General features: G+C 71.6%; 15 protein-coding genes. 3 read left to right on the top strand and 12 right to left on the bottom strand.

The window, feature by feature from the left end:
• The 3 genes from ABZ471_RS25600 to lepA form a co-directional block, all read right to left on the bottom strand.
• Positions 1 to 5,757: an AAA domain-containing protein gene (locus tag ABZ471_RS25600; RefSeq protein WP_359069273.1), complete on the bottom strand. Its 5,757-nt coding sequence runs from the start codon at positions 5,755 to 5,757 to the stop codon at positions 1 to 3.
• A gap of 152 nt (positions 5,758 to 5,909) precedes the next feature.
• Complete coding sequence (locus tag ABZ471_RS25595) at positions 5,910 to 7,784, bottom strand: AMP-dependent synthetase/ligase (protein ID WP_359069271.1); 1,875 nt, start codon at positions 7,782 to 7,784, stop codon at positions 5,910 to 5,912.
• A gap of 263 nt (positions 7,785 to 8,047) precedes the next feature.
• A complete protein-coding gene (gene lepA / locus ABZ471_RS25590) occupies positions 8,048 to 9,916 on the bottom strand; it encodes a translation elongation factor 4 (protein ID WP_359069270.1) in 1,869 nt (622 codons plus the stop codon).
• 226 nt (positions 9,917 to 10,142) lie between these two features.
• Between lepA and rpsT the strand changes: the two genes are divergently transcribed.
• Positions 10,143 to 10,409 (top strand): 30S ribosomal protein S20, encoded by a 267-nt coding sequence (gene rpsT, locus ABZ471_RS25585; RefSeq protein ID WP_189948402.1) that lies wholly within the window; start codon positions 10,143 to 10,145, stop codon positions 10,407 to 10,409.
• Positions 10,410 to 10,598: 189 nt separating this feature from the next.
• On the opposite strand, the gene ABZ471_RS25580 is transcribed toward rpsT, so the two are convergent.
• From ABZ471_RS25580 to leuS, 9 genes are all read right to left on the bottom strand, one after another.
• The gene (locus ABZ471_RS25580; RefSeq protein WP_359069269.1) at positions 10,599 to 10,994 is read right to left on the bottom strand and encodes a nuclear transport factor 2 family protein; all 396 of its coding nucleotides are present in this window, start codon (positions 10,992 to 10,994) and stop codon (positions 10,599 to 10,601) included.
• Between the two features lie 102 nt (positions 10,995 to 11,096).
• The gene (gene holA / locus ABZ471_RS25575) at positions 11,097 to 12,086 is read right to left on the bottom strand and encodes a DNA polymerase III subunit delta (protein ID WP_359069268.1); all 990 of its coding nucleotides are present in this window, start codon (positions 12,084 to 12,086) and stop codon (positions 11,097 to 11,099) included.
• A gap of 87 nt (positions 12,087 to 12,173) precedes the next feature.
• Complete coding sequence (locus ABZ471_RS25570; protein WP_359069267.1) at positions 12,174 to 12,419, bottom strand: hypothetical protein; 246 nt, start codon at positions 12,417 to 12,419, stop codon at positions 12,174 to 12,176.
• 188 nt (positions 12,420 to 12,607) lie between these two features.
• Positions 12,608 to 13,450: an arylamine N-acetyltransferase gene (locus tag ABZ471_RS25565; RefSeq protein ID WP_359069266.1), complete on the bottom strand. Its 843-nt coding sequence runs from the start codon at positions 13,448 to 13,450 to the stop codon at positions 12,608 to 12,610.
• Positions 13,451 to 13,478: 28 nt separating this feature from the next.
• Positions 13,479 to 16,022 carry a ComEC/Rec2 family competence protein gene (locus ABZ471_RS25560; RefSeq protein ID WP_359069265.1) on the bottom strand — a complete coding sequence of 848 codons (2,544 nt, stop codon included), beginning with the start codon at positions 16,020 to 16,022 and terminating at the stop codon, positions 13,479 to 13,481.
• Positions 16,019 to 17,152 (bottom strand): ComEA family DNA-binding protein, encoded by a 1,134-nt coding sequence (locus ABZ471_RS25555; protein ID WP_359069263.1) that lies wholly within the window; start codon positions 17,150 to 17,152, stop codon positions 16,019 to 16,021. Before ABZ471_RS25555 ends, ABZ471_RS25560 begins: the two co-directional genes overlap by 4 nt.
• Positions 17,153 to 17,306: 154 nt before the next feature.
• Positions 17,307 to 18,152 carry a DegV family protein gene (locus tag ABZ471_RS25550; protein ID WP_359069261.1) on the bottom strand — a complete coding sequence of 282 codons (846 nt, stop codon included), beginning with the start codon at positions 18,150 to 18,152 and terminating at the stop codon, positions 17,307 to 17,309.
• A gap of 72 nt (positions 18,153 to 18,224) precedes the next feature.
• The gene (locus ABZ471_RS25545; protein ID WP_359069260.1) at positions 18,225 to 18,965 is read right to left on the bottom strand and encodes a hypothetical protein; all 741 of its coding nucleotides are present in this window, start codon (positions 18,963 to 18,965) and stop codon (positions 18,225 to 18,227) included.
• Positions 18,966 to 19,117: 152 nt separating this feature from the next.
• Positions 19,118 to 22,003, bottom strand: a complete 2,886-nt coding sequence (leuS, locus tag ABZ471_RS25540; protein WP_359069259.1) for a leucine--tRNA ligase — start codon at positions 22,001 to 22,003, stop codon at positions 19,118 to 19,120.
• Positions 22,004 to 22,405: 402 nt separating this feature from the next.
• Between leuS and ABZ471_RS25535 the strand changes: the two genes are divergently transcribed.
• Positions 22,406 to 23,701, top strand: a complete 1,296-nt coding sequence (locus ABZ471_RS25535; protein ID WP_359069258.1) for a cytochrome b/b6 domain-containing protein — start codon at positions 22,406 to 22,408, stop codon at positions 23,699 to 23,701.
• The gene (locus tag ABZ471_RS25530; protein ID WP_359069257.1) at positions 23,698 to 25,308 is read left to right on the top strand and encodes an NADH-ubiquinone oxidoreductase-F iron-sulfur binding region domain-containing protein; all 1,611 of its coding nucleotides are present in this window, start codon (positions 23,698 to 23,700) and stop codon (positions 25,306 to 25,308) included. The genes ABZ471_RS25535 and ABZ471_RS25530 overlap by 4 nt, the downstream gene beginning before the upstream one ends.
• Positions 25,309 to 25,503: the final 195 nt, after the last annotated feature.

Genomic DNA, 25,503 nt, shown 5'->3' with positions numbered 1-25,503 from the left:
TCAGTCCTCGATGTACCGGATGAGCACGCGCAGGGTGGTGCCGCGTTCGGTCCGCCAGGTCACCTCGTCCCCGGCCTCGCGCCACAGCAGGGCCTTGCCCAGGGCCGAGTCGGGGCTCAGCCGCTCCGCCTCCTCACCGGCGAGCAACGCTATCTCGTACGTCGTGATCCCCGGCTCGTCCGGGTCCTCGACGCCGACGAGGCATCCCGGTACGACGACGGCGCCGCCGGTGTAGGACGGGTCGGGCACGACCTCGTCGAGCAGGGTCCGCAGGAAGCCCCGCCGCTCCTTCAGCGCCTCGCGCCGCTTCTCGTGGTCGGCCAGCTGTGCCTTGCGGGAGGAGGAGTCGACGGCCACCACCTCGGGCAGCGGCAGGTCCAGCACGTCCTGGACTCTCTGGAGTTCTCGCTGCACGCGCCGGTGGGCCCGCAGGCTGATGCGGTCGACGCGACGGCGCAGCGACGGTCCGGACCGCTCGGGAGCGGCACCGGCGGCCGTCTCGGTGGTCCGCACGGGCTGCCGGGGCACGGCCGGCAGCGTCGGGGCCGCGACCTTCGGACTCGTCGCCCTCCGGGCCGCCAGCTGCGGGGCGGCCGACCCGGATCCCGCTGGTCGTCGGTCTCCCGTCCCGGGGCCGGTCGGCCGGCGGTGCGCGCGGAGCAGCTCCGTCGTGCGGCCGTCGACTGCCTCGGCGGAGCCGGGCGCGTGGTAGCGGGCCAGTCCCACCTGGCCGTCGTCACCGAGGACGGGCACGTCGACGCGTGCGATCGCGGCGCGGATCATCGCCTGCACCTCGGGGTGGGCAACGCGGGCGACGGGCCGTCCGCCGCGCAGGACGTCCACGACATCGGCCCCCGGGAAGCCGGGCACCCCCGCCGCACTGAGGAAGCGGGCGGACCCGGCCACGGTGGAGCGCAGACTGAACGCATGCTGGGCCGCGTTGACTTCGTCACGGTGGAGACGGGCCACGGACACCAGCGCGGGGTCGCCCGGGACGGCGGGATGCCCTGTGGGGCCGGTCGACGGTTCGTCAGGGCGTCCTGCCTGCGGGGCGACAGGAGCCGTCTGCGAGGCGGCCGGACGGGGCTGCGGGGCGGCTGAAGCCGTCTGCGAGGCGGCCGGACGGGGCTGTGAGCCGCCCATCCTTGAACCGCTGCAGGCGGTCCCTGCGCCGCCTGGGGCAGCCGACAGGCTGCCGGCGTCGGCATGCGGCTCCTCGAGGTCGGCACTCGGCACATCGGCCTCGGCGCGTGACGCGTCGGCGTCGGCACTCGGCTCATCGGCGTGGGCGCCCGGCGCATCCCCGTCGGCGCGGGACGCGTCGGAGCGTTCGATGCCGAGCCGGTCCAGTTCTGCCCACAGCGGTTCGAGCGCCTGCTCCGGGTCGAGGAAGAAGCGGCTGCCGCGGATGCGGACGAACGTCCAGCCGACCCTTTCCAGTTCACGCTGGCGTGCCGCGTCCGCGTCCGCGTTCTCCTCGTTGTGGAAGGCGTCGCCGTCGCACTCCACGGCCAGCCGCCTGGTACCACCCTCGACCACGAGGTCGATGCGGTAGCGGCCGGCCGGATACTGAGGCCGTACCCGGTAGCCCCGGGCCCGCAGGGCCAGGTACACCCGCTGCTCGAAGAGGCTGTCGAACACCTCGTGCGGCACGTCCGGACGGACCTCGCCGAGCCCCTCGCCGTCCTGGTCCTCGGCCGGCCGGGAGAACCAGTCCAGGTAGGCGCGCCGCAGGTCGGTCTCGCCCCACTCGGTGAGCGTCACACTGTGGAAGAGCCACACCTGGTCGCGAGCCCGGGAGGCGGCCACGTTGAGATGCTGCCGGTTGAGGGCGCTGCTGTAGGGGCCGATGCGGCGCGGCCCGTCGGGACCGGCGAGCGAGGCGACCGCACCGACGAAGACGACGTCGCGCTCGTCCCCCTGGAACTCCTCGGCGTTGCCCACCCGCAGCCGCCGCCGCTGCCGCTCGTCGAGCGGGATCCGGTCGGCCAGCAGATCCTCGATGAGGAACTTCTGCCCGGCACCGAGCAGGGTGATCACGCCCATGGTGCGTCCGGCATAGGCGGGGTCCTCGATGCACCGGGCGACGGTGTCCACCAGCCGCTCGGCCTCGGGCCGGTTGATCTGCTTCTGCCCGCTGCCCTCCACCCAGCCGTCGGCCACGTGAACCGCGCGCAGCGGCGGCAGCCGGTCGGCGCCGTACTGCCGCAGGGGCTGGAGCCGGCCGCCGTAGCACAGCTCGTTGGAGAAACCGATGATCTCCGGCATGCAGCGGAAGTGCTCCTGGAGCATCAGCCGGCCGCGACCGCCGGCGAGTCCGGAGGCGATGTCGAAGAGGCTGGCGGTCGGCGTGAACAGGTTGCGGCGGGCGGCGGGCAGTTCGGCGAGCAGCCGCCGCTGCAGGGCGAACTGCTCGTCGTGGTCGACGCCGACCTGGGCCGGGCTGACCTGCTGGTCGTCACCGACGACCACGATCTTCGCGCCGAGCCAGGCGAGCAGCAGTGCCTCGGGCCCGGACTGGCTGGCCTCGTCGATGATCACCACCTCGAAGCGGCCGGCCCGGTCCATGGGGACGGTCTCCGTCACCTGGTGCAGCGGCATGATCCAGGCAGGTACGGCCTCCTGGCTGGCCTGGAGGCTCTCCCGGGCCTGCCGACGGTAGGTCGCGGCGTACTTGCCGGTGCCCTTGCCGAGCCTGCGGACGTTCTGCTGGTACGAGGTGAGGGCCACGGCCTGGTCGTCGGTGAGCCGGGACAGGCAGTTGAACCAGGCCTTGTCGGCGGCGAGCCGCTCCAGGCCGATGCGGATGTCGGCGTCCGCCTCGGCGAGCAGGCGCAGCTGCCGCACCTCGGCCTCGGGGTCGGTCAGGTCCGTCATGCGGGCGTGCCAGGCCGACCAGGCCCAGGCGGCCTCGAACTCCGTCAGGCGGCGGTCCCAGGCGGGGTCGTCCGGTGCGGACTCCAGGACGTCGGCGACGTCGGGGAGTTCGGCCGCGACGATCCGGTAGGCGTCGTCGCACGCCTTCTTGCGGTCCAGTGCCTCGCGCAGGTCGTCCAGTTCGCCCGCTGCGGCGCCGTAGGCCGTCGCGTCGCGGGCCTCGGCCGCCGCGCGTGCCCGCTGCACGGCGGCCGTCGCGCCCCGCTGCCGGGCGGCTGCCCGCAGCACCTCCAGGGCGTCGTCGAGCAGTACGCGGGCGGGGTCGGCGGCACGGCGGGCGGCTCGCGCCCGGAGCACCGCGCGGACGGTGCGCGTCCGTTCCTGGTCCGCCCAGTCGACGCCGGCGAGCCCCGGCGCGGGCGCCGCCGCGCGCGCCACGTCCTGGCGCAGACCGGCGAGGGTGGTCAGGGCGGTGAGGGTGGCGATGTCCTGGCGCAGCCGGGTCATGCGCCGGTTGACGCTCTGCCAGGTGTCGGCGCCCTCGCCCCACTCCTGCTCGATGTCCTGCAGGTGCCGTTCCAGCACGACACGGTGCACCACGGCGGAGGCGGCGGTCTCGGTCTCGACGGTACGGCCTTCGACCCGCACCGTCTCGGGGAAGTCACCGACCGTCTTGCGCAGCCGGGTCTTCAGGCCGAGCGGGCCGCGCAGCTTCTCGCCGCCGGCTAGACCGTCGCGCAGGGTCGTGGCCAGCCCCAGCGCCGTCGGTACGTCGTACGCCTCCAGTCCGCTGACGAGGGTGGAGCCCAGGGCCTGTGCCGCCTCCTCGACCGTGGTCAGGGCCGCCGCGGTGCGTGCGTGCCGGTCGCGGGCGACGAGGTCCTGCCCGGCGAGCACCTCGCGGCGCAGTGCGGCGGCCCAGTCGGCGGGCAGGGTGGCCGTCGCGGCGGAGGCCGCCGCGAACTGGTCCAGGACCGTGGCCAGCTGGTCCTGCTGAGCTGTGCTCAGGGTGGACACGGCGTCGTCCAGGCCCGAGGCGGAGCCGTCCTGCCGCAGGGCGGCGAGGTCGGCCTCCGCCTCCCGGACGGTCTCGACCGCGTCGGCGAACGCGGCGCCGGTGGGCAGACGCCCCGGATCGGGCAGCGCGGCGGTGACCGTGGCGGCGAGGGAGCGGTGCCGGTCGGTGAAGGCGAGGGCCGCGCGGCGCAGGCCGGTCAGGGCCGCCGCATCGAGCGTGGGCGTCTCGGCGGGGACGGTGCCCAGCCACGCGTGGCGCGGGCGCTCCGCGGCGAGCCGTTCGGCGATACGGGCCAGGGTGCCCTCGTAGTCGCCGATCTCGGCCGGATGGTGGTAGGTCTCCTGTTCCCGCAGGGCCCGCAGGGATTTGAGAGCGAGCGCCTGCGCGGAGCGCGCGGACCTGAGGCGCTCCTCGTGCTCCTGGATGCGCCGGCGGTAGGCGCGCGCGGAGAAGTCTCCCTGCCGGTCGAGGATGGCCTTGACCGACTGTTCCAGTTCCTGCTGGCCGGCTCCGTCGTCGGTACGGCTGACGCACAGTTCGCGGATGCCGGCGGGGAGTTTGTCCCGCAGGACCTTCAGGGCGCGGGCCGTGTGGCTGGTGATCAGGATGCGGTTGCCGTGCGCGAGCAGGTCGGTGACCAGGTTGGCGATGGTGTGGGTCTTGCCGGTGCCGGGCGGCCCCTGCACCACGACCAGGTCGCGGTCGCGCAGCCGCTCGGCGATGGTGCGCTGCTCGTCGTTGGAGGGCAGCGCGAAGTACAGCTCCTGCTGGGTGCCGCGGGCCTCCGGGGTGCCGGGTTCGCCGAGCGGCCGGTCGCCGCCGGCTCCGGCGACGGCACGGAGCAGCGCGGTGGGTTCGGCGCCCTGCTCGATGTGCAGGGCGACACCGCGCAGCGCTTCGAGCATGCTGCGCCGGGTGCGCTCCCTGAGCAGCAGCACGGGCGCGAAACTGACGACCGGCACGGCGGGGTCTCCCGTGGCGCGGTGGCGGACGGGCGAGGGGTCGTAGCGACCGGCTTCGTGGGCCGCGATGGTCCAGGTGGTGAGGGCGCGGTGCAGCTGGTCGGCGAGCATCGCGTCCGTGGTGTCGCCGGCGGCTTCCAACTCCTTGCGGACCAGGGCGCGGATCTCGGCGCGCGCCTTCTGTCCGGCGTCGAGCATGGACTCCTCGAGGACGGGGCTGCCGTGTTCGGGGTCGGGTCCGACGGTGATGGCCCCGGTGTCCGGGTCGATGGCGATGACGGCCCGGCAGGTGACGAGGTGCCGGCGGATCGGCTCGCCCTGGGCGGACCAGGTCAGATGGCCGAAGCCGACGACGAGTTCGAAGCTCTCGCCGAGTTCGGAGGCGTCCACACACAGGCGGTAGAGCCGGTCGTAGGCGCGGACGACCGGTTTCGCGGAGCGGTCGCGGGCCGCCCACTTCTCCCACTGGCGCGACCAGGAGGCGTACTGCTCGTGCACGACCTCGCGGTGGGGGTGATCGGCGAGGGCGACGGTGACGTACCCGGCGCGTGAACTGCCGCCCGCGGACACCTCGTCGGCCGGGAGGTCCGCGTCGGCCCGCGGTGCGGGCGGCTCCTCCCGCGCGCAGTCGCGGATCTCCCGGCCGTCCAGCCAGTGGGCGAGCGGCAGGGGTGGGGCAGGCGGGTCGTGCCGTACGGGCCGGTCCGCCCGCAGCCACAACGGGGCGTCGCCGGGGACCGCTTCGGTGAGGAAGCAGGCGAACTGCTCGGGCAGGTCGGCGAACCACATCTGATGCCGGGCATCGTCATGCGTGCGTACCGGCCTGGTGCGGCTTTCGCCGACCTCCGCGAGATAGCGGAAGACGTGACGGACGACATCGTCGGGCGTCGCGGCGGACACGGGCACGCTCACCTCGCTGAACTGGCGGAACCCACATGTGGAGGGATTGTGTGCATCCTAGGGGGCAGGTCTGACACTCGTGCCGTTTCCGCCTGTTCCGGGCACGGGACGGCCCCGGAAGGCGAAGTGCCTTCCGGGGCCGGAGGGTTGTCTCAGCCTTCGCGCGTGCCCGCGTACATCTCGTCGATCAGGGCCTTGTAGGCCCGCTCGACCGCCGGCCGCTTCAGCTTCAGGCTCGGCGTGATCTCGCCGTGCTCCACATCGAGGTCGCGCGGCAGCAGCCGGAACTTCTTGATGGTCTGCCAGCGCTGCAGGCCCTCGTTGAGCTGCTTGACGTAACCGTCGACCATCTCGACCGTCTGCGGCGCCGCGACGACCTCGGCGTACGACTTGCCGTCCAGGCCGTTCTCCTTGGCCCACTGGAGGATGGCGATCTCGTCCAGCGCGATGAGGGCGGTGCAGTAGTTCCGGTCGGCGCCGTGCACCAGGATGTTGGAGACGTAGGGGCACACTGCCTTGAACTGGCCCTCGACCTCGGCGGGGGCGACGTACTTGCCGCCGGAGGTCTTGATGAGGTCCTTCTTGCGGTCGGTGATGCGCAGGTAGCCGTCGGGCGACAGCTCGCCGATGTCGCCGGTGTGGAACCAGCCGTCGGACTCCAGCACCTCGGCGGTCTTCTCCGGCTGCTGGTGGTAGCCCTCCATGACGCCGGGGCCGCGCAGCAGGATCTCGCCGTCGTCCGCGATGCGCACCTCGCAGCCGGGCAGCGGCTTGCCGACGGTGCCGGTGCGGTAGGCCTCGCCGGGGTTGACGAAGGAGGCCGCGGAGGTCTCCGTGAGGCCGTAGCCCTCCAGGATGTGGATGCCGGCGCCGGCGAAGAAGAATCCGATCTCGGGGGCGAGGGCGGAGGCGCCCGAGACACAGGCGCGCAGCCGGCCGCCGAAGGCCTCGCGGAGCTTGGAGTAGACGAGGGTGTCGGCGACCTTGTGCTTGGCGGCCAGACCGAACGGCACGGCGGCGGTGCCGGTGCGCCGGAAGGTGTCCTGGCTGGCCTTGGCGTACTCGCGGGCGACCTCGGCGGCCCACTGGAAGATCTTGTACTTGGCGCCGCCGCCCTCCCGGGCCTTGGCCGCGACGCCGTTGTAGACCTTCTCGAAGATGCGCGGCACGGCCGCCATGTACGTCGGCTGCACCACCGGAAGGTTCTCGATGATCTTGTCGACGCGGCCGTCGACGGCGGTGACGTGGCCGACCTCGATCTGCCCCGAGGTGAGCACCTTGCCGAAGACGTGGGCGAGCGGCAGCCACAGGTACTGCACGTCCTCGCCGCTGATCAGGCCGGTCGCGGCGATGGCCTTCGCCATGTACGCCCAGTTGTCGTGCGGCAGGCGCACACCCTTGGGACGGCCGGTGGTGCCGGAGGTGTAGATGAGGGTGGCGAGCTGGTCGCTGGTGATCGCGCCGACCCGCTCCTTGATCAGCTCGGGGTGCTGCTCCAGGTAGGCGGCACCGCTCCGCTCCAGCTCGGCGAGGGTGGTCACCCAGTCGTTCGTCTCGACGCCGGCCGGGTCGATGACGACGACCTTGGTCAGCGCGGGCAGCTCCGCGCGCTTCTCCACCGCCTTGGCGACCTGCGCCGCGTCCTCGGCGATCAGCACCCGGCTGGCCGAGTCGGAGAGGATGAACGCCGACTCGTCGGCGTTGGTCTGCGGGTAGACGGTCGTGGTGGCGCCGCCCGCGCACATGATGCCGAGGTCGGCGAGGATCCACTCGACCCGGGTCGAGGAGGCGAGCGCCACCCGCTCCTCCGGCTGGAGGCCCAGTTCGATCAGTCCGGCCGCGATCGCGTACACCCGCTGCGCCGCCTCGCCCCAGCTCAGCGACTTCCAGTCGTCGGGGCCCCGGCCCGCGGCCGGCGGCACCGGGTAGCGGTAGGCCTCGGCGTCCGGTGTGGCCGCCACGCGCTCCAGGAAGAGGGCCGCCACGGACGGCGGACGGTTCTCGATCAGGGTCTGTGTGTCGCTCACGACATCCTCCGGGGCCCGCGACGGTGCGGCTGGCTCAAAAGTGCGGCTGGGTTAACTCACGGTGGGGTTCAGGCTGGTTGTTTAACTCGCGAGTAACTATCGAGCAGGGATCAGAGTAAGCCGCGACCGGCCGCTGCGTAAGGGGCATCGGCCTGTCACTTTCCACGCAGAGCGACGTTACGCACGCGTAGGGGCCCGCCGCACTTTCGCACGGCGAGCCCCCCTGTGCCCGATTTGCGGACGTAACCCGTTGTTACCTCCGGTTACTTCTTGCCCTTGCCCGACCCCGCGCTGTCATCGCTGGACAGGACCGCGATGAAGGCCTCCTGCGGAACCTCCACGGAACCCACCATCTTCATCCGCTTCTTGCCTTCCTTCTGCTTCTCCAGCAGCTTCCGCTTACGGGAGATGTCACCGCCGTAGCACTTGGCGAGGACGTCCTTGCGGATGGCGCGGATGGTCTCGCGGGCGATGACCCGGGAGCCGATGGCAGCCTGGATCGGCACCTCGAAGGCCTGCCGCGGGATGAGCTCGCGCAGCTTGGCGACGAGCCGCACCCCGTACGCGTACGCGGCGTCCTTGTGGGTGATCGCCGAGAAGGCGTCCACCTTGTCGCCGTGCAGCAGGATGTCGACCTTGACCAGGCTGGAGGTCTGCTCGCCCGTGGGCTCGTAGTCCAGGGAGGCGTAGCCGCGGGTCTTGGACTTCAGCTGGTCGAAGAAGTCGAAGACGATCTCCGCAAGCGGCAGTGTGTAGCGGATCTCGACACGGTCCTCGGAGAGGTAGTCCATGCCGAGCAGGGTGCCGCGCCGGGTCTGGCACAGCTCCATGATCGAGCCGATGAACTCGGTGGGCGCCAGGATGGTGGCGCGCACGACCGGCTCGTACACCTCGTTGATCTTGCCCTCGGGGAACTCGCTCGGGTTGGTGACGATGTGCTCGGTGCCGTCCTCCATGACCACCCGGTAGACCACGTTGGGCGCGGTGGCGATCAGGTCGAGGCCGAACTCGCGCTCCAGCCGCTCCCGGATCACGTCCAGGTGAAGCAGGCCGAGGAAGCCGACACGGAAGCCGAAGCCCAGGGCCGCTGAGGTCTCCGGCTCGTAGACCAGCGCGGCGTCGTTGAGCTGCAGCTTGTCCAGCGCCTCGCGCAGCTCGGGGTAGTCGGAGCCGTCCAGCGGATACAGACCGGAGAAGACCATCGGCTTCGGGTCCTTGTAGCCACCGAGGGCCTCCGTGGCGCCCTTGGTCTGGCTGGTGACGGTGTCACCGACCTTCGACTGCCGGACGTCCTTCACACCGGTGATGAGGTAACCCACCTCACCGACCCCGAGACCGTCCGCCGGGAGCATCTCCGGCGAGTTGGTCCCGATCTCCAGCAGCTCGTGGGTGGCGCCGGTCGACATCATCCTGATGCGCTCGCGCTTGTTGAGCTGGCCGTCGATGACACGGACGTACGTCACGACACCACGGTAGGAGTCGTACACCGAGTCGAAGATCATCGCGCGCGCAGGAGCGTCCTTGACCCCGACCGGCGCCGGGATCACCCGGACGACCTTGTCGAGCAGCGCATCGACGCCGACACCGGTCTTCGCGGAGACCCGCAGCACGTCGTCGGGCTCGCAACCGACCAGGTTGGCGAGCTCCTCGGCGAACTTCTCGGGCTGCGCGGCCGGCAGGTCGATCTTGTTCAGTACGGGGATGATCGCGAGGTCGTTCTCCATCGCCAGGTAGAGGTTGGCGAGAGTCTGCGCCTCGATGCCCTGGGCGGCGTCGACAAGGAGGACGGTCCCCTCGCAGGCGGCCAGCGACCGCGAGACCTCATAGGTGAAGTCGACGTGCCCCGGGGTGTCGATCATGTTGAGGATGTGCGTATTGCCGGGGTCCTGGCTCGGAGCCCACGGCAGACGCACCGCCTGGGACTTGATCGTGATACCGCGCTCGCGCTCGATGTCCATCCGGTCGAGGTACTGAGCACGCATCTGCCGCTGCTCGACCACACCGGTCAGCTGGAGCATCCGGTCGGCGAGCGTGGACTTGCCGTGGTCGATGTGCGCGATGATGCAGAAATTGCGGATCAGAGCCGGGTCGGTACGGCTCGGCTCGGGCACATGGTTAGGGGTCGCGGGCACGCAGGGTCCTGTCTCTTGAGGCGCCTTATGCCTCGGGTCGGATCTATACGTAGTCTCCATCGTCCCACGCGCAGGGACCGAGGACCGTTTTGGGCCGCCCGGAGGGCCACTGGTACTGTAGATGGCTGTGCCTCATGCCCTCTCAGCGCGAGGCGCGACAGAAAATTTCTGAATCATCGGTACGGGACCCGAGCGGCCCCGCACCAGAACCTGAAAAGGCTCCTTCGTGGCGAACATCAAGTCCCAGATCAAGCGGATCAAGACCAACGAGAAGGCTCGGCTGCGCAACAAGGCCGTCAAGTCCTCCCTGAAGACCGCGATCCGCAAGGCCCGTGAGGCTGCTGCCTCGGGTGACGTCGAGAAGGCCACCGAGCTGCAGCGCGCTGCCGCGCGTGCGCTCGACAAGGCCGTCTCCAAGGGCGTCATCCACAAGAACCAGGCCGCCAACAAGAAGTCGGCGCTTGCTTCCAAGGTCACGTCCCTCAAGGGCTGAAACTCCCTGTTGATCTGACCGCCGGAAGGACCCAGAGCGGGCCCTCTCTCATCCGCTCCCGACCGGTACCCCAGAGCCTGTTCGCGGCCTGCGTTCGCCACGCGGGAACGGGCTCGTCAGCTTGGTCCGAGGCCCCGTCGCCCTCCCTTCCCCAGGGCAGGCGACGGGGCCTTCGGCATGCCCCGGGCCTCAGCCCCAGAACTCGTTGCCCTTGTCGATGTCCTCGACACACTCGTCAATGTCGGTGATCTTGTCTCCGACGATCCGGAAGACGAGACATCCGTCGCCGTGATACCGCCGGCCCTCACGCTCCGCGGTGACGTGGTGCAGGGCCACGGCATGGCCCCGCCCGTCGACGAACACGCTGCGCAGGTCGGCGCGCATGCTGCCACCTGTCTCCTGGAAGAGATGGCCGTACATGCCGATGACCGCGTCCTGGCCCTTGAAGTCACCCGACAGCGGGTGGCTGCCGGGCACGTGGTGGGTGACGTCCGCCGTCATCAGCCCGCGCAGGGTGTCCATGTCGGAGCGGAGGAAGGCGTCGTAACCCTTGCGGACGAGGGTTGCGTGCGGATGTTCAGCCATGGAGATCGCCACCTTCCGGTGCCTCGGCGATGTACGGCTGACAGCTCCGATTCTCCTCGCCGGCGGCCGGGGGGCGACTGGATCACCGGCCCGCCGGGCTGCTCAGCCCCGCCCTCTGGACCGCGCGGCCCTGGCGATCGTCACGACCGCCTTCTCCAGCGCGTACTCGGGGTCGTCGCCACCGCCCTTCACGCCGGCGTCGGCCTCGGCGACCGCCCGCAGCGCCACGGCCACCCCGTCCGGGGTCCAGCCCCGCATCTGCTGGCGCACGCGGTCGATCTTCCACGGCGGCATGCCCAGCTCACGGGCCAGATCGGCGGGCCGGCCGCCGCGCGCCGACGACAGCTTCCCGATCGCCCGCACGCCCTGCGCGAGCGCGCTGGTGATCAACACCGGGGCCACCCCGGTGGCCAGCGACCACCGCAGCGCCTCCAGCGCCTCCGCCGTACGGCCCTCCACCGCCCGGTCCGCGACGGTGAAGCTGGACGCCTCGGCCCGCCCGGTGTAGTACCGCCCGACAACGGCCTCGTCGATCGTCCCCTCGACGTCGGCAACGAGCTGCGCCACCGCCGACGCCAGCTCGCGCAGGTCACTGCCGATCGCGTCGACCAGTGCCTGACACGCCTCGGGCGTCGCCGACCGCCCGAGCCCCCGGAACTCGCCTCTCACGAACGCCAGCCGGTCCGCCGGCTTGGTCATCTTCGGGCAGGCCACCTCCCGCGCCCCGGTCTTGCGCGCGGCGTCCAGCAGCCCCTTGCCCTTCGCACCGCCCGCATGCAGCAGCACGAGGGTGATCTCCTCCGCGGGCGCCCCGAGGTACGCCTTCACGTCCTTGACCGTGTCGGCCGAGAGATCCTGCGCGTTGCGTACGACCACGACCTTGCGCTCGGCGAAGAGCGAGGGGCTCGTCAGCTCGGCGAGCGTGCCGGGCTGGAGCTGGTCCGGGGTCAGGTCCCGTACGTCCGTGTCGGCGTCGGCGGCCCTGGCGGCGGCCACCACCTCCTGCACGGCACGGTCGAGCAGGAGGTCCTCCTGGCCCACGGCAAGTGTCACCGGGGCGAGAGGGTCGTCATTCGCAGTCTTCCTGGCCATCGCCTACAGCATCCCACGCGGCACTGACAACGAACCGGCCCGCGCACCCTGACCGGTCCCGGACCACACCCCGAGTCCGTCTCGGGGTCACGGCTCCTCGCGCCAGCCGTCCCATTCCTCTGCGAACGCGTTCAGCTCGGCGGGGTCCAGGCGTCCTTGCTCGTCGTGGAGGACCACCAGCCACTGGGCGTCCTCCGCGTCGTCCTCTCCGGCCAGGGCGTCCCGGACGAGCTGGGGCTCCTCGTCGATGGTGAAGCGCTCCCCGAGCGCCTCGGCCGCTTCCTCGGCGGCATCGCGGTCGGGCAGCACCAGCACGTGTCTCACATCGCTCACGGCCCTATTCTCCGGTACCCGGCACAGTCCGAACGGCCAGGTGAGCCCACGGGCACGAGACCCCGCCAGCGACCCGAATCAGCCGTCCCGGCACAGGAGCCCACAGGCACAGGCCACCATCCGACGACCCTGATCAACCCTCCCGGCAGAGAAGCCCACCAGCACAGGCCGCCGCCCAGCGGCCCAGATCAGCCGTCCCGGTTCGTCTTCCGCACCGTCGGCACAGCGCTCAACCCGATCCCGAACCGCTCGCGGTAGACCGACAGCACCTCCTCGTCCGTGCCCAGTTCTCTGGTCTGCTTGCGCCCGCCGGGAGCCGTGGTCGTCAACGCCCGGCCGCTGAGGGTGATCCGCCCGCCGTCCTCCGTCACCCGCGAGCACACCAGGGACCGGGTGAAGTGCGACTGCGGCGAGGTGCTGTGCCACCAGGCCCCGGCCACGAAGTCCCCGAGAGCGCGGGGCCGCGTCTCCAGCCGGTACTGCGGCCTGCCGTTCCGTACGACGTCCAGGTCCGCGGCCCCGGCCGGGCCGCCCGCGCCGCCCAGTACTCCGGCCGGGTCCGCACCGGCCTCCGCCACCCGGAACGTCCCGCCCGGGTCCGGCTGCTCTCCACGTTCCGCGCACGCCAGCGGATGGTGGCTGTGCGCCCCGAACCCGACGTCGGCGAGCCAGTCACCGCCGTCCGACGTCCGCACCCGCAGGGCAAGATGGTCGTAGGGGATGCCGAGGCGCCCTTCGTCCCCGTACACCCGCCCCGCGAGCAGCTGGACCTCGTAGCCGAGGGCGGCGAGCAATGCCCCGAACGCGCCGTTGAGTTCATAGCAGAAGCCGCCCCGCCGCTCCTCGACCACCTTGTCCAGCAGCCGCTTCTCCTCCAGCACGATCTCCTCGCCGAGGTGGATCGACAGGTTCTCGAAGGGGACGGTCCACAGATGGCGCAGGTGCAGCTCGCGCAGGGCCGCGGAGGTGGGGTGCTGCGGGCGGGCGGCCCCGAGGCGGCGGAGATAGGCGTCTGCCTGTGCTGGGTTCATGCCCCCAGTCTGGGCGAGCGGCCCCTCCTCAGTCTCTCGTCACCTGTATCTCCCCGCCGTTGCCGCCGTCCCCGCCGACCGCGACTGCCCCGTCCCGGTCCGTGCGCAGTACCACCGCCCCGCCGGACCGTAGCGCTGCAACGGTCGACGGTGCCGGATGACCGTAGGGGTTGTCGGCGCCGCAGGAGATGAGCGCCACCCGCGGGGCGGCCAGCCTTATCAGATCCGGGTCCTGATAAGCCGAGCCGTGATGGGCCACCTTCAGTACGTCCACTCGGGCCAGATCTGCCGCGGCCGGAGAGCGCAGCAGGGCCTGCTGGGCCGGGGGCTCGAGGTCCCCGAGCAGCAGCAGCCGCAGTCCGCCGGACCGGACGAGCAGGGCGACACTGGCGTCGTTCGGCCCGTCCGGCACCGGGACCTGGCCCGGCGCCGGGAGCTGCCCCGGGGCGGGTGCCTCGGGTGGCCAGAGCACCTGCCAGGACAGCGGTCCGGTGCGCCGCTCCTCCCCGGCCACGGCCCGGGTGAGCGGGATGTGCCGTTCGGCCGCCTCCTTTCTCACGAACTCGGCCTGGTCCGCCGGTTCTTCGAAGTCCGTGGTCTCGATCGCGGCCACCGAGCGGCCCCGCAGGACGCCGGGCAGTCCGGCGACATGGTCGGCGTGGAAGTGGGTCAGGACGACCAAGGGGACACGGGTGATGCCCAGCTCCCGCAGGCAGTGGTCGACCAGCGCGGGATCGGGTCCGGCGTCCACGACCACCGCGGCTCCTTCGCCGGCCGCCAGCACGGTGGCGTCGCCCTGCCCGACGTCGCACATCGCGTACCGCCAGCCCGGCGGCGGCCAGCCCGTGATCACCCGGGTCAGCGATGCGGGCCGGATCACCAGCAGCAGGAGCAGCGCGCCGAGCGCACCGCACCACCAGGGGTGCCTCAGCAGCCGCCGGCCGGCCAGAACGACGGCCACGGTGACCGCCGCGAGCAGCAGTGCTCCGGACCAGCCGCCCGGCCAGTCCACTCCCCCGCCGGGCAACGCCGCCCCGGTCCGCGCGATCCCCGCGATCCATCCGGCGGGCCAACCGGCGCACCACGCCAGCGCCTTGGCCACCGGCATCGCCACCGGTGCCATGGCGAGCGCGGCGAACCCCAGCACCGTGGCCGGAGCGATCGCCGCCTCGGCCAGCAGGTTGCAGGGCACCGCAACCAGACTCACCCGGGCCGACAGCACCGCCACGACCGGCGCGCACACGGCCTGGGCTGCGGCGGCCGCGGCCAGCCCCTCGGCGAGCCTGGCCGGCACCCGGCGCCGCTGCAGCGCCTCGCTCCAGCCGGGCGCCAGTACCAGCAGCGCGCCGGTGGCCAGCACGGAGAGCAGGAAGCCGTAACTGTGGGCCAGCCAGGGGTCGTACAGCACCAACAGGAGGACGGCCGTGGCCAGCGCCGGGATCAGGGATCTCCGGCGCCCTGTCGCCAGGGCGAGCAGCGCGACCGAGCCGCAGGCCGCAGCCCGCAGAACGCTGGGGTCGGGCCGGCACACGATCACGAAGCCGAGCGTGAGCGCGCCCGCCAGCAGAGCGGTGGTCCGCAGCGAGAGCCCCAGTCGCGGGGCGAGTCCGCGGCGCTCGACACGCTGAGCCAGCCCCGGCGGCCCGATCAACAGGGCGAGCAGGATCGTCAGATTGCTGCCCGAGACGGCGAGCGTGTGCGCCAGGTCCGTCTCCTTGAAGGCGTTGTCCAGTTCGGGCGTGATCCGCGAGGTGTCGCCGACGACCAGCCCGGGAAGCAGCGCCCTGGCGTCCGCCGGCAGGCCGTCGGTGGCCTCCCGCAACCCTGCCCTGAGCCGGCCCGCCAGCCGCTGCGGCCCGCTCGGCCCCGCGACGACTTGCGGCACGGGATCGCTCCTCACGCGCAGCACGGCCGCGGTCCGGTCGCCGCCGGTCAGGGCGGGCGCCAGCCTGGCGTTCACCCGCAACCGCGTGGACGGCAGCAGCCCGAGCCAGACCGGACGCGCACCGCGCGAGCTGTGCGCGTCGGGTGCGTCCCCTGCGGGAGGTGCCCGTGGCGCCGGAACATCCGCGTCGACGACCAACAGCACCGGAGTGCGCGTCCGCACATCCGTCCCGTCGCCCTCCTCCACGCGACGTACCTCCGCCCTGGCCAGCACCGCCACGGGCGCCGCGTGATCGCCCCGCACCCGTGGCCTGCTCAGCCAGGGGTCGCCGCTCAGCTCGACCTCCGCAGTCACGGTCGCGAACCGGCGTGCCAGCTCGGGCACCGGCCCGCGCCGCACATCCGCTCCGTGCAGCCCGGCGGCCGCGGCGGCCGCAGCCACACAGAGGAGCACGGCGGCGACGGGGGCACGGGCCCAGGCGAATCGGGCGGGCCGGCGGCCCTGCCTCCCCCACCGCCGGGCCGTCAGCAGCACGGCTCCGGCGATCAGACAGGCGAGTACGATGCCGGCGCTCCAGCCCGGTGGAGCATCAAGGACCAGGGCAGCCGTCGCCCAGGCCGCGAGTGCGGGAGGCACCAGGCGGAGATCGGCCGGGACCGGCGGCTGCTTGCCGCAGGGGCCGCTCATTGCTGCACCATGGCCCGAAGGTCGGCGAAGCGGCGGTCGCCGATGCCGTTCACCTGGCGCAGTTCGTCCACCGAGCGGAAGCCACCGTGCCGGGTGCGGTAGTCGATGATGTGCTGGGCCAGCACGGGGCCGACCCCGGGCAGGGTGTCGAGCTGTTCCGCGGTCGCCGTGTTGAGGGAGACCGGGGCCGCGGGTCCCGTCCCTGCCGCTCCGGAACCTGCGCCGCTGCCGGGTCCGGGCGGGGCGAGAGCCGTCCCTGCGGATGCGCCGACCAGGACCTGCTCGCCGTCCACCAGGAAGCGGGCCCGGTTGAGCCCCTCGGTACGCACACCCGGCCGTACCCCGCCCGCCGCGCGCAGTGCGTCGGCGACCCGCGAGCCGGCCGGCAACCGCCGGATCCCGGGCTTGCGGACCTTGCCGCTGACGTCCACGACGATCTCCCTGCCCGGCGTCGCCGGGGCTCCCGCACCACCGGACTTGGCGTCCTCACCCTTCTTGGTGAACGGCGCCCCCGCGCGCACCACTTGGGGAGCTCTCACGGTCTGCGTCCGCCCGGCCCAGAAGTGCTGGGCGGCGAACACGGCGGCCGCCACGAGCACCACAGCGAGCGCGACCACTCCCCGCCGCTGCACACCACAGCGCACCTGCAACCACACGGGCAGCCGCTCCCGCACAGCAAGCCCGGCCCGCTCCCGCAGACCCGGCCCGAGAGGCTCCGCCGACTCCGAATCGCCTGTCGGATCGGCTTGTTGATCCTCGATTGCCCCGGTCGGCCCGGACACAGGGGACGGTGTGTGTGCCCGAACCGGTCGGGGCGGAGCCGCACTCGCCGTGCTCAATCCGGGCGCGGCGCCCGTTACGGTCGCCGTACGCGCAGGCCGCTGTCCGTCCGGCGGGGCGTTGCCCGACTCGCGCCATTCCACGGCTCGTTCACCGAAGAGGAGTTCCGCGCGGCGCCGCATCTCCTCCGCGGGCGCGGGCACACGGTGACGGGCGCGGCGGCGGTCTGTGGGACGGCGATCCGCGGGTCGGCGGTCGGTGGGTCGGCGGCGGATGCGGCCGTCGGATGTGGGGCCACGGCCCGGTCCGCTGGTCGGGGTGGCTGTGCGTGAAGGTGATCGAGGTGCCATGCGACGAGGATCGGGCATCTCGCCACTTCGCGATGATCTTGGTCAATTCCCGGGGATTACCGCCCAGTTGTGGAAAACTCGACCACCCACACGAGTGAAGGCGTGCCCGTCCTCGCTCGTGAAAAGCCGGACGTCAGCCATGAGGCGCAAGGCGTCAGCGCGGCGAGACGACCGCTCCCAGCAGCCCGGGCCCCGTATGCGCCCCGATCACCGCCCCGACTTCGCTGACATGCAGATCGGCCAGCCCGGGGACCCGCACCCGCAGCCGTTCGGCGAGGGCGGAGGCCCGGTCGGGGGCGGCGAGGTGGTGGACGGCGATGTCGACCTCGGCACCGCCCGCCCGGTCGGCGGCGATCTCCTCGAGACGGGCGATCGCCCTGGACGCCGTACGGACCTTTTCGAGGAGTTCGATGCGGCCGCCGTCCAGTTGGAGCAGCGGTTTGACGGCCAGCGCGGAGCCGAGCAGGGCCTGCGCGGCACCGATGCGGCCGCCGCGGCGAAGATAGTCCAGCGTGTCGACGTAGAAGTAGGCGGAGGTGCCGGCGGCCCGCTTCTCGGCGGCCGTCACGGCCTCGTCCACCGTGCCGCCGGCCTCCGCCGCCTCGGCAGCGGCGAGCGCGCAGAAGCCCAGGGCCATCGCGACCATCCCGGTGTCCACCACCCGTACGGGCACCGGTGCCTCCCGCGCCGCGAGGACCGCGGCGTCGTAGGTGCCGGACAGCTCGGCGGACAGGTGCAGGGAGACGATGCCGCTCGCCCCGGACTCGGCGACCCTGCGGTAGGTTTCCGCGAACACCTGGGGGCTGGGGCGGGAGGTGGTGACCGGGCGCCGCTTCTGCAGCGCCTGGGCCAGGGAACGGGTCGAGATCTCGGTGCCCTCTTCCAGCGCCTGGTCGCCGAGGACCACGGTCAGGGGCACCGCTGTGATGCCGTGGCGCTCCATCGTCCGCGGCGGCAGGTAGGCCGTTGAATCGGTGACGATCGCGACATGGCGGGACATGAGCTGGAGGTTACCTGCCGTAGCGTCCGCGCGGCAGACCGGCCCCTGCCTGCCGGACCGGGTACGGGCCGGTCATGTGGTGCTCTCGGGGCGCGGCTTCTTCTGCCAGGGGTAGGCGGGCCTCCGCGTCGGCGGGGTGATCGCGGGCTTCGCCGGCTCCTCGGCGGTGTGGGACCCATGCGTCTCGTGCCAGGTCTGCTGCTGTGCCGCCGGGCCGTCGGCCGCGGCCGGGGCGTCGGGCCAGGGCTGGGCTGCCGGTGTGGGTTCGGCCTGCGTCCAGTGCCGAAGAGCCCCTGCCTCGACGTCTATCTGGGCGCTGAGCGCGTCCAGGTCGTCGTCGGAGAAGCGGCGGGCCCGGTCACGGGCGGCCCAGCGCAGCGAGTCGGCGGACTTGATGATGCGCTCGGTGCGGCTGCGCAGCTCGGGCAGCCGCGCGGTGAGCGTGGCCCGGTCCGGCTCGGACTCCAGGCGCTTGAGGTCGGCATCCAGCTCGCGCCCGTGCACGCTGAGCCGCTCGAACAGGCCGAGGGACTCCTTGAGCGACTCGTCCTCCGCCACGCTCGCGTGCAACGCGTCCTGCGTCGCGCGCATCGAGGTGCGCAGCGTGAGCCGCAGCTGGGCGATCTCGCCGGCCGGACCGAGCTGGGCGAAGGACTTGGCACGCAGGGTGTGGTCCTCGACCGTGCGCCTGGCCTGCGCGATCGTCCGGTCCACTCCGCGTTTGGCGGCGCCCACCGCCTTGACCGTCGCGTACGCGCCGAGGCCGATGAAGAAGAGGAAGAGCAGGGCGAACACGGTGACCAACGCTTCCATGACGCTCCTCCTCGACCCGGTGCGGCACGAGCCGCTGTGCTCTCCACGGTAAACGCAGCGGGCAGGTCCGGAGTTCCGGAAGGACCCCGAACCTGCCCGTAGGGGACCACCCCGACGCCAGGTGCGTCCGGCTCCCCGAAGCGTTGCCGCGCTTACGCCGGAACGATGTTCACCAGCTTCGGCGCCCGCACGATCACCTTGCGGATGCCCGCGCCGTCCAGCGCCGCGACGACCTTCTCGTCGGACAGCGCCACCTTCTCCAGCTCCTCCTCGGAGATGGCAGGCGGCACCTCCAGACGGGCCTTGACCTTGCCCTTGATCTGCACGACGCAGGTCACCGTCTCGTCCACCACGTACTGCGGGTCGGCGACCGGGAAGTCCTGGTGGACGACCGAGTCGGCGTGGCCCAGCTTGCGCCACAGTTCCTCGGCGATGTGCGGGGCCAGCGGGGCGACCATCAGCACCAGCTGCTCGGCGACCGGCTGCGGCACGGCTACGCCCGCCTTGGTCAGGTGGTTGTTCAGCTCGGTGACCTTGGCGATGGCGGTGTTGAAGCGCAGGCCCTCCAGGTCCTGGCGCACGCCGTCGATCGCCTTGTGCAGGGCACGCAGCGTCTCCTCGTCGGGCTCGGCGTCGGTGACGGTGACCTCGCCGCTGTCCTCGTCGACGATGTTGCGCCACAGCCGCTGCAGCAGCCGGAACTGGCCGACCACCGCACGCGTGTCCCAGGGCCGGGAGACGTCCAGCGGCCCCATGGCCATCTCGTACAGGCGCAGCGTGTCCGCGCCGTACTCGGCGCAGATCTCGTCCGGAGTCACCGCGTTCTTCAGGGACTTGCCCATCTTGCCCAGCAGACGGGTGACCTGCTCGCCCTGGTAGTAGTACGCGCCGTCGCGCTCTTCCACCTCGGCGGCCGGCACCGCGATGCCGCGGCTGTCGCGGTAGACGTAGGCCTGGATCATGCCCTGGTTGAACAGCTTGTGGAACGGCTCCGCGGAGGAGACGTGCCCCAGGTCGAACAGGACCTTGGACCAGAAGCGCGCGTACAGCAGGTGCAGCACGGCGTGCTCGGCGCCGCCGACGTACAGGTCGACACCGCCGTGCGGCTGGCCCTCGCGCGGGCCCATCCAGTACTGCTCGATCTCCGGGTCGACCAGCTTCTCGCCGTTGTGCGGGTCCAGGTAGCGCAGCTCGTACCAGCAGGAACCGGCCCAGTTGGGCATGGTGTTGGTCTCGCGCCGGTACTTCTTCGGCCCGTCGCCCAGGTCCAGGGTGACGTTGACCCATTCCTCGTTGCGCGACAGCGGCGTCTCGGGCTGGGTGTCCGCGTCGTCCGGGTCGAAGGTGCGCGGCGAGTAGTCCTCGACCTCCGGCAGCTCCAGCGGCAGCATCGACTCGGGCAGCGCGTGGGCGACGCCGTCCTCGTCGTAGACGATCGGGAAGGGCTCGCCCCAGTAACGCTGGCGGCTGAACAGCCAGTCGCGCAGGCGGAAGTTGACGGTGCCCTGGCCGATGCCCTTGCGCTCCAGCCATTCGGTGATGCGGGCCTTGGCCTCGGCCACGCCCATGCCGTCCAGGCGGATCTCGTCGTTCGACGAGTTGATGATCTTCGCGTCGTACGACCCGAAGGCGTTCTCCCACGTGGAGGTGTCGGTGCCGCGCCCGTCGGTCGGCTCGACGATGCAGTGGATCGGCAGCTCGAAGGCGCGCGCGAACTCGAAGTCGCGCTGGTCGCCCGCCGGGACGGCCATGATCGCACCGGTGCCGTAGCCCATCAGGACGTAGTCGGCGATGAAGACCGGGACCTTCTCGCCGTTGACCGGATTGGTCGCGTGCGCGCCGATGAAGACGCCGGTCTTGTCCTTGGCCTCGGCCTGCCGCTCGACGTCGGACTTCGAGGCGGCCTGCGCGCGGTACGCGGCGACGGCCTCCCCCGGGGTCGCGTGACCGCCGGTCCACACCTCGTGAGTGCCCTCCGGCCAGGTGGCCGGGGTGAACTTCTCGACCAGCGGGTGCTCGGGGGCCAGCACCATGTAGGTCGCGCCGAACAGGGTGTCCGGGCGGGTGGTGAAGACCGTGATCTGCTCGCCGTCGATCGGGAAGTCGACGCGGGCGCCCTCGCTGCGGCCGATCCAGTTGCGCTGCTGCAGCTTGATGGCCTCGGGCCAGTCCAGCTCCTCCAGGTCCTCCAGCAGCCGGTCGGCGTAGGCGGTGATGCGCATGTTCCACTGGCGCAGCTTGGCCTTGAAGACCGGGTAGTTGCCGCGCTCGGAGCGGCCGTCGGCGGTGACCTCCTCGTTGGCCAGCACGGTGCCCAGGCCGGGGCACCAGTTGACCGGGGAGTCGGAGGCGTAGGCCAGGCGGTAGTCACCCAGAACGTCGGCGCGCTCAGTGGCGGTCAGCTGGTTCCACGCGCGCCCGTGGTCACCCGGTACGGCGCGCTCACCGGACTCGAACTGGGCGATCAGCTCGGAGATCGGGCGGGCCTTCCCGGCCTCGTCGTCGTACCAGGAGTTGAAGATCTGCAGGAAGATCCACTGGGTCCACTTGTAGTAGTCCGGGTCGATCGTGGCGAACGACCGGCGCTTGTCGTGGCCCAGACCCAGCCGGCGCAGCTGGGCTTTCATGTTCTCGATGTTCGCCTCGGTGGACACGCGCGGGTGCGTGCCGGTCTGTACGGCGTACTGCTCGGCGGGCAGGCCGAAGGCGTCGAAGCCCAGGGTGTGCAGTACGTTGTGGCCGGTCATGCGCTGGAACCGGGCGAAGACGTCAGTGGCGATGTAGCCCAGCGGGTGACCGACGTGCAGGCCCGCACCCGAGGGGTACGGGAACATGTCCATGATGAACTTCTTGGGCTTGGCGGCCAGCTCGGGCTCGCCGGCCAGGTCACCCTTCGGGTTCGGTGCCGCATAGGTGCCGTCGGCGTCCCAGAAGTCCTGCCAGCGTGCCTCGATGTCGGCTGCCAGAGCGGCCGTGTAGCGGTGCGGTGCGGCCTCCGCCGACGTGGCAGCAGTGGCAGCGGGGTTCGTCTCGCTCATGATCCTCAAAGCTCCATCGATCGTCTCTGCCTGCGGAAATGAAAAAGCCCCTCGCACAGGAGGGGACGCCGCGCCGATGCCGACCACCCGGTTCGACCGGGGATCGGTACTGATCAGCGCGGCCCGCTAAGCAGAAGGCGTACGGCACGCATGGCGCTAGGGTACCGCAGCCCTTGAGCAAGCCGCGACGCGCTTCCGTATGCCTGGTGGACATGTCACGAAGCCCGCCAGGACTGAACCAAGGTCAAAGATTACTTCGCGTAACACCCGCTATGGGACAACATCCCAAGCGCATTGTCCTTTGATAACAACGCAATAACTCAAAGCTCGTACTGATCGGTATGGCGCCACTTAGAGTTCGGCAGCGGGACCGCCTTCCCGAAACTGCTCGGAGTTGCCCCCATGAACCCTCGTCGTAGTAACAGCTCGCTCCCCAAACCGGGCCGGTCGGCCTATGGGGTGGCGTCCGCCGTCGTTCTGCTGCTGATACCCGTGATCGTGCTGGTCGGAGGCAGCCAGTTCCGCGAGTTCCTGAACTTCGGCGCGGGCGTGCTGTCCCTCGTCTCGCTCAGCTGTTCCGTGATCTGGGGCCTGTTCGCCCAGGACCGGATCTTCCTGAACACGCGGCAGCGGATCGTCGGCCAGGCCGTGCACCGGACGACCGCGGTCGCCTCGATCGCGTTCCTGCTGCTGCACATCACCGCCAAGATCGCGCTGGACCACACCCAGCTGATCGCCGCGATCATCCCGTTCTCGCTCGGCATCACCGGAAGCGCCGGCCTGATCGGACTGGGCTCGCTGGCGGGCCTGCTGATGATCTTCGTAGGCATCACCGGCGCCTTGCGCAGCAACTTCGCCACCCCGGCCCCCGTGGCCGCCCGCTGGCGGGCCATGCACATGCTGGCCTACCCGGCCTGGTGCGCCGCGCTGGTCCACGGCCTCTACGCGGGTCGCCAGGCCAAGCCGATCTTCGTGATCCTCTACAGCCTGTCCCTGCTGGGCGTCATGGGCGCCCTCGCGCTGCGCTCCGCTCCGCGTCCTTTCAAGCGCAAGGTCGCCGACCGGCTCGTCGCCGTCCTGGGCAGCTCGGAGCGGCCGGGGCTCGAGGACCTCGACGCGAGCCGCTCCCGGGTCACCGAGTCCGGCCTGCCGGGCTTCGAGGGCAGGCGTGAGCCGAAGGCGTCGCCCGCCGAGGCACCGGCCCCCGCCTTCGCGCCGCTGTACCAGACCCCCGCGGCCCCGGCCCCGGAGCCCGCGTCCGGCTTCGCGGCGGCCTACCGGGCGGTGTCCACTCCGGGCCGGCCCCAGCAGCAGCCGTTCGCGGCCGGCCAGACCACGCGCATGGACCTGCCGCTCGATCTGCAGGCCACGGAGGCGAGCCCGCGCGTGGACGGCCCGTCCAGCACCTCGGGCAGCTGGCCGATCCCCTCCCCGCCGCCGGTCGGCGAGGCCCCGCCGTCGGCCTACGACCCGCTCCAGGACACCGGATACAACATCCCCGTCTATGGCAATTCAGGCACCGGTGGATACGGCGGAAGTGACGTGTACGACACCGGTGAGACGAACAACCTCTATGGCACGTACAACTCGGGTGACACGTTCAACAGCGGTCCCGCCACTGAACCAACCCCCGGCACGTCCTTCGACACGCCGGGTTCGGGCGAACCTTGGAACATGCCTTCCGGAGGCTATAGGTGAACGAGGCCCTGCCCGACGTCCCAGAAGTCCGCGTGGTCGGACTTCCCCAGCTCACGTCGGGCTTCGACCTTGTGGAGCGGCTCGACCTGCCCATGCATCTGAAGGTGCACGGGCCGCTCGATCCGCTGGGCGGCGAACAGCTCGCCCAACTCGCCGAGCGCATCAACCTGAAGGGCCGCGGCGGCGCGGGCTTCCCCTTCCACAAGAAGCTGCGCTCGGTCGCCGAGTCGGCGATCAAGCGCGGTGTGCGGCCGGTCGTCGTCGTCAACGGCAGTGAGGACGAGCCGGCCTGCCGCAAGGACACGGTGCTGATCAACCGTGCCCCGCACCTCATCCTGGACGGCGCCCTGCTGTGCGCCGAGGCCCTCGGCGCCCGCACACTCGTGATCGGGGTCACCCGGGAGTCCACCCAGCGCTCCATGGAGGCCGCGCTCGCCGAACGGGGCCTGAGCAACACCCGCAGATCGGCACTGCGCGCGTGGGTGCAGCGCAACCCCGTGCGCATGGTCACCGGCGCCGCCGCGTCGCTGGTCCGTTCCATCGACGGCGGCCCGGCGATCCCGCCCGGCCGCAAGATCAGCGCCTCGCAGACCGGCGTCGGCGGAGCGCCCACGCTGCTGTCGAACGCAGAGACGTTCGCACAGCTGGCCATCGCCGCCCGGATCGGCCCCGAGCGCTACGGCAACACCGGCCTGTACGACGAACCGGGCACCGTCATGCTCACGGTCTCCGGCGCGGTCGCCCGCCCGATGGTGCTCGAGGTGCCCACGGGCGTGCCGCTGCGCTACGTCCTGCAGTTGGCCGGCGCCCCGCCGGTGCCGCAGGGCGTGCTGACCGGTGGCTACCACGGCAAGTGGATCGACGCGGCCACGGTCAACGAGGCGATCGTCTCCCGCAACTCTCTGGACGCGGTGGGCGGTTCGCTGGGCGCGGGCGCGATCCTGCCGATCAGCCAGGAGACCTGCCCGCTGGGCGAGTCGCTGCGGGTGGCCCAGTGGCTGGCCGAGGAGAGCGCCGGCCAGTGCGGCCCCTGCTACCTCGGACTGCCCGCCGCCGCGCGCGGTATGGAGGACATCCTCAACGGCGGCGGACCGGCCGCCCTGGAGGCGCTGAAGCAGGTCGCGAAGAACGTCAAGCGGCGGGGGGCGTGTTCGCACCCCGACGGCTCCGCCATGTTCCTGGAGTCGACCATCAAGGCGTTCACGGACGACCTGGCCGCGCACGTCCTCGGAAACGGCTGCGGACGGCCCGTGGAGGGCGTTCTGCCGCTCTTCGAGGGGGGTAGGGCTCCTACGGGCATCCCGGGCGGCGGAGAGCCCGAGGAGAGCGGCGCCAGCCGCCAGAAGATCTACGTCGACTGGACGCTGTGCCGGGGCCACGGTCTGTGCGCCGACATCCTCCCGGAGGTCTTCGAACTGGGCGCCGACGGTTTCCCGACCGTCGCCCAGGCGCAGGTGCCGCGCTACGCGGAGGCGAAGGCACTGCGGGCGGTGCGCCGCTGCCCGGCGCTGGCACTGCGCCTCGAGGAGGACACGCGCGGGCAGGCGCCGTCGCGCAACCTGCCCGTTCTTTCCCAGGGCCGCGGCCGCCGCGCCCTCGGGCGCTGAGCACACCGACGGCGGGCCACCCGGCTCGGGTGACCCGCCGTCGTATCGCCGTCCTCCGCACCCCAGTGCGTGATCCGGAACCGTCCTGAAACACGCCGAAGGCGGACCATCCATTCGGATGGTCCGCCTTCGACTTCTGTGGAGCTAAGGAGAATTGAACTCCTGACCTCCTGCATGCCATGCAGGCGCTCTACC

This window comes from Streptomyces sp. NPDC005728 (genome assembly GCF_040630895.1).
Classification (GTDB): Bacteria; Actinomycetota; Actinomycetes; order Streptomycetales; family Streptomycetaceae; genus Streptomyces.
The sequence above is the reverse complement of the archived record's forward strand: the minus strand, read 5'-3'. Positions and strand labels throughout refer to the sequence as shown.